The organism is Mesorhizobium sp. P3_A9, assembly GCF_056402975.1.
In genome coordinates, this window is record NZ_JBFUGJ010000308.1 from 1 (window position 1) to 6983 (window position 6983).

The window sequence follows — 6983 nt, forward strand, 5'->3', positions numbered from 1 at the left end:
CCATATAGCATTGCGCACACGTTCAGATTGGGGCTTTCTGCTCATCGATCTCGATCCAGGCGGGCGCGTGATCGCTTGGTTTCTCCCATCCGCGTGTCTCCACATCAACGCCGGCACTGCACAAATGGGGAGAGAGGGAAGGGCTCACCAGGAGATGGTCCATTCGAAGTCCTGAACTCCGGTCGTATCCGCCTCGATAGGAGAAGTTCCAGTAGGTATAGATGGCGCTCTCTGGATGAGTGTGACGAACGGCATCGATCCATCCTTCAGCAAGCATCCGACTGTAGGCGTCCCTGCTTTCGGGGAAGTACACCGCGTCGCCGATCCATCGCCTCGGCAGGACCGCATCGAGTGCGGTCGGAACCACATTGTAATCGCCGCAGAGCACGGTTGGCCTGCCGGCTTCAAGCAAAGACTGACCGTAGCTGACAAGCCTTTCAAACCAGCCGAGCTTATAATCGAACTTGGGACCTGGCGCTGGATTGCCATTAGGCAGGTAGAGACAGCCGATCACAAGTCCATTTACGTCGGCCTCGATGTAGCGGCTGTGCGTATCGTCGGGATCGCCAGGCAAACCGCGTCGGCGTTCTACGGGATCCGTCCCGCGGGCAAGGATTGCAACGCCGTTATAGGACTTCTGGCCGTGCCAGATAGCGCCGTATCCAGCGTTGCTGATCGCATCCAACGGAAACTTTTCGTCAGATGTTTTGAGTTCCTGAAGGCAAACGATGTCGCACTTGGCTTCATCCAGCCATCTGAGTAGTACTGGCAGCCGACCGTTGACGCCGTTTACATTGAAAGTTGCAATACGGGTCATGCGGACCTCTTATTGCCCTGTTGCGTTCTGGATGGCGCGTTAATGATAAAGGCTGACAGCAAAAGGCAGACGCCGTTGGTTATGATTATGGGCCATTCCAGCTTCATCATGCCAAAAGCCAACCACAGGGCAAAACCCAAAACCGTGATTCCATACATCGGTGCGGAGATCCCGCCTGTGTCTCGGGTTTTGATGATCTTCCAAGCCTGCGGTGTAAAGCTGGTCATGGAGCAGACAGTTGCGAGGTAACCTATAAGCGTGACCGCGTTCATGCGTGCCGCCCTAATGAAGCTGGGTCTTCGGACATCCGTGCCAGCTGTGGCGCAAGCAGGCTACCGAGCTTCCCGCCTGGTGCAGACCATTCCGGGACTGCGGTCCGGTTACTTTTCCGCCTGTTCAATAACGTGAAACACGCTGGTTTTTCCCCCCGCAGCAGGTCTCACCCTAATCCACGGTTTTCCGGTTGTTTTCCCGGGCATCATTTGCTTAGGGATGGTCTTTACCACCGCATGCACATGGCTTTGAGCGGCGACTGAAAGGCTTCGCACGACCTTTTTTCCGTTCATCAATTCGACCCGAAAGCTTTCCATCAACTTGCCCCCCGCCCCGAGAGTGTAGCGAAAGTCCCAATAGAAAAAATTAACAAAAGGAAGGCCGCGAGGCGAGGATCCCTCACAAAGCCAATTTCGGGATCGCGATGCCAGACACGCGCCGCAACCAGCCGCTTGGGTTGCCAGAACAGGGACTGGCCAGTTCAAACACCTACCTCRGGCTCGGCCTCTCAGCGCCTGTGCTTCCCTTTCCAGTGTCTCACGGCTGTTGCCGTGCTTTGCAATGAGTTCCCTCACTTGCTGAGGGGTGATGCCTGTCTTGCTGGCGAAATATTCGACCTCGTAGTCCTCGTCAGCCGATACACGATCGCGGTCGCGAAAGTCTCGTTTGCTCTTATCATCAGTCATTTCGTTCCTCCACACAAAGCGATCGACCGAAACGTCATTCGAGACGATTTGTTTCAACTGATCTCATTGGTGGGCTGGCAAATTTTCTGACGTTGACTTGCATCCCGAATTCGTGAGGCCGGTATGGTATGAAATTCGCCGGGTCCTTGGGGCCACCATTTGTCGAGACGTGGAAGTGCGACGTACATCTGCAAAACCTCGTCGAGCCTGACAGACATATCCAGACGCTACAACGGGGCGAGGCGAAGGCGATTTTCCATCTTATCGACGGGGTTGGACTGACGCGGTTGCAACACGTTAAATCTCGTCAATCTTCGGGTTCAATGCTTCAGCTTCCCGCTTGAGTTGGGCCAGTCGTCGCCGTCCTTTTGAAGAAGCCTGCGTGCCTGGCTCGGTGTTATCGATCCGACCTGTATAGGATGGTCGATCTCAAACTCTTGGCATTACGACACGACTTGAATCGTTCGACTTGTTTATGCTCATTGAATTGAACCCGCCCAGCCACCGAACAGCAACGAACGTTAAGAAGCGCGGTTTCGATTGTCTGGGCGCCTGTCTTCAAAATCTGCCGAGATGGCCCGGCGGCGTGTTTGCAGCCGCTTTCGGCGCGTAAATTCCCGCTCCTGCTGATGAGCGGTCTGAGAGGAGCAAGGCGGCCTTGGCCGCCTTGCGAGTGTCGCATCAAAGATCGCGTCCACGTCTATCCCGCTGTAGGTCTTCTGCGCTGTAGTCGTCGGCGTCCGGGTCGAAACCGGTCCAGCCGCCAGCCTCGTATTCATTGCGTCTGCCAGCGACGTCGACCGAATTATATTGCTTGAGGATTTGTTCGGCATTCGGCGCAAGATTATCGTCGACCTTGGCCGTGACCATTGTCCCACCGCGACGAACGCCTTCGGCATAGACATGGGCGTCGTTTTCAGGGACGCCAGCGTTTGTCATGGCGCCGATGATGCCCCCGGCTGCACCACCGACCACAGCTCCGCCAACAGCGCCGACAGCAGTGGCCGCCAGCCACCCGGCTGCAACCACAGGTCCCACCCCAGGAATGGCCATCAGGCCGAGGCCTGTTGCCAGGCCGCCGGCGCCGCCAATGACGGCGCCCACGCCAGCGCCTGTGGCCGCATCCTCGCTGGCTTCGGTCTCCTCGTCCTTGTGCCAGCCGGCCGCATTGTTGGCCACAATGCTGATGTCATCGCGCGGGACGCCGGTGGCCACGAGTTCGCCTACGGCATCATTGGCATCGTCATAATTGTCGAACAGTCCGGTTACGGTTTTCATCTGAATCTCCTCGCTTTCTGATCACTTGGTGCCGGCAACAACGTTGCCTTGGTAATCGAGCGCGATCGGCGTCGACTTGCCGTCCTTGCTCGCCGTTCCGCGCCAGATGCCGTTGTCATCCTTTGTCAGGCCAGAGACGTCGGCATAACCAGCCTTTTCGATCGCGCTCTTGGCCTGGGCTTCGGTAAAACTGTTGGCGCCGGGAACTGGAGCTGCCGGATTGCTGGCGCCGCTGGTGACAGCCGGTGTGCTGCCGTCAGAAGCAGGCGCCGTGGTTGCAACCTTCTGAATCATGTCCTGATGCATCTTGAGTGTGGGCAGCGTGTCAGCCGCAAAGGATTTAAGGGCGGCGTTGTCGCCGTCCTTGGCGTAAGCCTCGAACAGGCCGACCGCGTCGGCATGAGCCGCTTTCTGCATTTCCGCATACGATGCGTCTACTGGCGCCGTACCCGCCTGCAGCTTGTCGACATCGCTCTTGTGTGCAGCATCGAGGTCGGCAGGCACCTTCAGCTTCTGTTCACCGGCGATGCTCTCAAGCTTAGCATTGGCGGCGCCATGATCGGAGATCATCTTCTGGGCAAAGTCTTTGAGCCCTTGGTCCTGCAGCTTGTCTTGGGCGGCCTTGCTTGACTGGACTTCGAACATTCCGCCGATCGTGGCCTTGGTGACGAACTCCTGGGCGGTCTCGACAGCGAGCGCTGGCCAAGCAAATATCATCGACGTTGCCAGCGATAGCGACGCCAGGCGAAGACTGTTTCTCATGATGTTATTCCTCAGTTGAGAGTGATGAACCCAAACCTGCTTGCGGCGGGTTTGTTCCCAGACGATGCGAACGCGATCACATGATTTGGCGCTGTCGGCGTTCACACGCACTGGAGCAGGCGACATCAATTCGGCGCCCGAATTGACGAGGAAGAACCCGATGGTCGCGATGGAGCGTATGAGGCCTTCTCGGTGTCGAATCAGCCCCCTCACAGGCTGACTTGGGGACTGGTCGCGTCTGTAGCGGACGCTTTCACCGGTTGCGGTGTGGATATTCGAACCGAGTGAAGGATGGCGCTGGATCAGGAACATTTTGTCGAGCGGCAGGTTAGCGAAGGCACAACCGACGGAGAATGACGATGAAGGCGCTCACCTGGCACGGCAAAAGTGACATACGTTGCGAGCAGGTGGATGACCCGATCATTGAGGACGACCGCGATATTATCATCAAGGTTACGGCGTGTGCGATCTGCGGGTCAGACCTTCATCTGATGGGAGGATTTGTCCCAGAAATGCACGCCCATGACGTGCTTGGGCACGAGACAATGGGCGAGGTCGTTGAAGTCGGGAAGGGTCACTCCAAGTTCAGGATGGGCGAGCGCGTCGTGGTGCCGTTCACGATCGCCTGTGGCGAGTGCCGGATGTGCAAGTGGCAGCTGTTTTCGCTCTGCGAGAGGTCGAATCCAGCCGGCGCCAAGCAAGCCGAGCAGATGGGGTATCCAACTGCTGGGCTGTTCGGTTATTCGCACATGTATGGCGGCTTCGCGGGTGGCCAGGCAGAATTCTTGCGCGTACCCTATGCCGACGTTGGCCCTATCAAGGTGCCAGATGGCCTGACAGACGAGCAGGTACTGTTTCTCTCCGATATTTTTCCCACCGGGTATCAGGCGGCGGAAAACTGCAACATTCAACCCGGTGATACAGTGCTGGTCTTCGGCTGCGGGCCAGTTGGCCAGTTCGCAATCAAGTCAGCCTTTCTCCTAGGCGCGGGCCGGGTCATCGCGCTGGACATCGTCCCCGAACGGCTGGCGCTTGCGCAAGCGTCGGGAGCGGAAACGCTGAGATATGACGACGAAGATCTGCAAAAGCAGATCCTAGGTATGACGGGCGGTAAAGGGCCGGATTCTGTCATCGAAGCGGTCGGCATGGAGAGCCACGGCCCCGGTGGCGTCATGGAGACCTTGCAAACGGACCTTACGGCGATGGAGAGGCCTTATGCGCTGCAACAGGCGCTGATGGCCTGCCGACCGGGCGGCACTGTCTCGTTGCCGGGGGTGTTCGTTGGAAGCGTTACTGTGCCCATGGGAATGTTCGTCGGCAAAGGGCTGACAATGAAAACGGGCCAAACACATGTCCAGCGCTATTTGGAGCCGTTGATGAAGCTCATTGAGGACGGAAAAATCGACCCGTCCTTTCTGATTACCCACCGTATTGGGCTCGAAGAAGGACCGGAGGCTTACAAGACCTTCCGCGACAAGAAGGATGGCTGCATCAAGGTCGTCATCAAACCGTAGGCTCAATCACCCGCCCGGCAATCGCCTTCATCGATGGAAACTTACTTTGATTGCGCAACGTTGAGGGCTGCGGCGGGGAATTCCATCTTGCATGGGTGCGAACCGCCCGAGGTGAAGCTTCCTGCCATGTTACGACATGCAGAAACTTTGTGTGTTCCTTTGCGCAGTAGACCGAACCGAACTGATGCCACGCCAGCTGATGTCAACCTTTGCGGCTTTGTCGCGTTCCGAGGCCGACGCAACTATTGGGCGGGAGATGACTTCTGCTGCGCGGCGACTGTTTTTCTAACCAGACTCTCAGCGGAACAAAGGGTTTCTCCTCGCGTTGCGGCAAGGTCAACGAGGATATGGAGGCTTCACGGTGAATGATCGTGCATTACTTCGGGATCCGCGTCAGGAGTATCCGGCGCCGCCTTTTCCAAAACAGCCGCAGCCCACTCCTGGCCTTGCCGGAAATATGGATCCGGTGCCGGATCACGGCGAGGAAAGCTATCGGGGCTCTGGTAAGCTAGCTGGGCGCAAGGCGCTCGTGACAGGGGGCGATTCCGGGATAGGGAGGGCCGTCGCTATAGCCTTTGCGCGGGAAGGAGCGGATGTAGCCATTTCTTACCTCGCGGAAGAGGAGGCGGATGCCAAGGAGGTCATCGACCTTATCGAAGCCGCGGGCAGCAAGGCGCTGGCGCTGCCTGGCGACATCAAAGACGAGGCTTGGTGTCGGGGTTTGGTAGACAAAGCTGTCTCCGCCCTCGGTGGCCTCGATCTGCTTGTGATCAATGCCGGGAGGCAGCAATATCGCGAGAGCATTGATGAGTTGACGACAGACGACTTCGACAAGACTATGAAAACGAATCTGTACGCTCTTCATTGGATCGCTCAAGCAGCCGCGCCGCATCTCCCTGCCGGCGCCTCCATCATCACCACGGCATCGATCCAGGCCTACGAGCCTTCGGCGATCCTGCTCGACTATGCCACCACCAAAGCCGGCATTGTCGCTTATACCAAGGCGCTCGCCAAGCAATTGATCAAGCGGGGCATTCGGGCCAATGTCGTGGCTCCCGGGCCGGTCTGGACAGTGCTGCAGCCAAGCGGCGGTCAGCCAGATGAAAAGGTCAAGCATTTCGGTGAGGACAGCGATTTCGGCCGCCCTGGACAGCCGGTCGAGCTAGCGCCCGTCTATGTGCTGCTGGCCTCGCGGGAAGCCAGTTTCATAAATGGCGAAGTTTATGGCGTCACTGGCGGCAAGGGTGTCGCGTGACCCTATATTTGCGTGATTCCATATAGAGACATTGAGCTTTAAGGACGCCATGGGGCGCATTGCATACAAAGTTGCTGTCGCCATTCTCCTGCCTGCAGCGGCTGCTGCGATCGCCGCGTTCTTGGTGACCTCGGCTCACCCGCCGTTCTCGCCAGACGATCCGCGATTCGAAGTGAAAGGGGATGTGGGCCGCGGCAAGCTGGTCTTCGCGGCGGGGGACTGCGCCTCCTGCCACGCTACCCCCGGACAGTCAGATCGACTACAACTGGGAGGTGGCATGGCGCTTGGGTCGCCGTTCGGCACTTTCAGGCCGCCCAACATTTCCCCTGATCCTGTTGACGGTATCGGCAGATGGCGCGCCGCCGATCTGGMAAATGCGCTGATCGGTGGAGTGTCTC

General features: G+C 57.9%; 7 protein-coding genes and 1 pseudogene. 3 read left to right on the forward strand and 5 right to left on the reverse strand.

From position 1 onward, the window contains the following. Positions 1–22 precede the first annotated feature (22 nt). The 5 genes from xth to AC1DX0_RS28035 form a co-directional block, all read right to left on the reverse strand. A complete protein-coding gene (gene xth / locus AC1DX0_RS28015; protein WP_477223772.1) occupies positions 23–817 on the reverse strand; it encodes an exodeoxyribonuclease III in 795 nt (264 codons plus the stop codon). Beyond that, positions 814–1089: a SemiSWEET family sugar transporter gene (locus AC1DX0_RS28020; protein WP_477223773.1), complete on the reverse strand. Its 276-nt coding sequence runs from the start codon at positions 1087–1089 to the stop codon at positions 814–816. Before AC1DX0_RS28020 ends, xth begins: the two co-directional genes overlap by 4 nt. 108 nt (positions 1090–1197) lie before the next feature. After that, positions 1198–1833: a DUF3606 domain-containing protein gene (locus tag AC1DX0_RS28025; protein WP_477357642.1), complete on the reverse strand. Its 636-nt coding sequence runs from the start codon at positions 1831–1833 to the stop codon at positions 1198–1200. A gap of 624 nt (positions 1834–2457) precedes the next feature. Then, entirely contained in the window at positions 2458–3054 is a 597-nt protein-coding gene (locus tag AC1DX0_RS28030) for a hypothetical protein (protein ID WP_477223776.1), read from the reverse strand. A gap of 21 nt (positions 3055–3075) precedes the next feature. Beyond that, on the reverse strand, positions 3076–4128 hold the full coding sequence (locus AC1DX0_RS28035; protein ID WP_477223777.1) for a DUF4142 domain-containing protein: 1053 nt from the start codon (positions 4126–4128) through the stop codon (positions 3076–3078). Positions 4129–4175: 47 nt separating this feature from the next. Between AC1DX0_RS28035 and AC1DX0_RS28040 the strand changes: the two genes are divergently transcribed. The 3 genes and pseudogenes from AC1DX0_RS28040 to AC1DX0_RS28050 all read left to right on the forward strand — a co-directional run. Beyond that, positions 4176–5330 carry a zinc-dependent alcohol dehydrogenase gene (locus AC1DX0_RS28040; RefSeq protein WP_477223778.1) on the forward strand — a complete coding sequence of 385 codons (1155 nt, stop codon included), beginning with the start codon at positions 4176–4178 and terminating at the stop codon, positions 5328–5330. 361 nt (positions 5331–5691) lie between these two features. Next, entirely contained in the window at positions 5692–6585 is an 894-nt protein-coding gene (locus tag AC1DX0_RS28045) for an SDR family oxidoreductase (protein WP_477223779.1), read from the forward strand. Positions 6586–6634: 49 nt separating this feature from the next. Then, positions 6635–6983: pseudogene (locus tag AC1DX0_RS28050) on the forward strand (alkylated DNA repair protein); the annotation flags it as partial.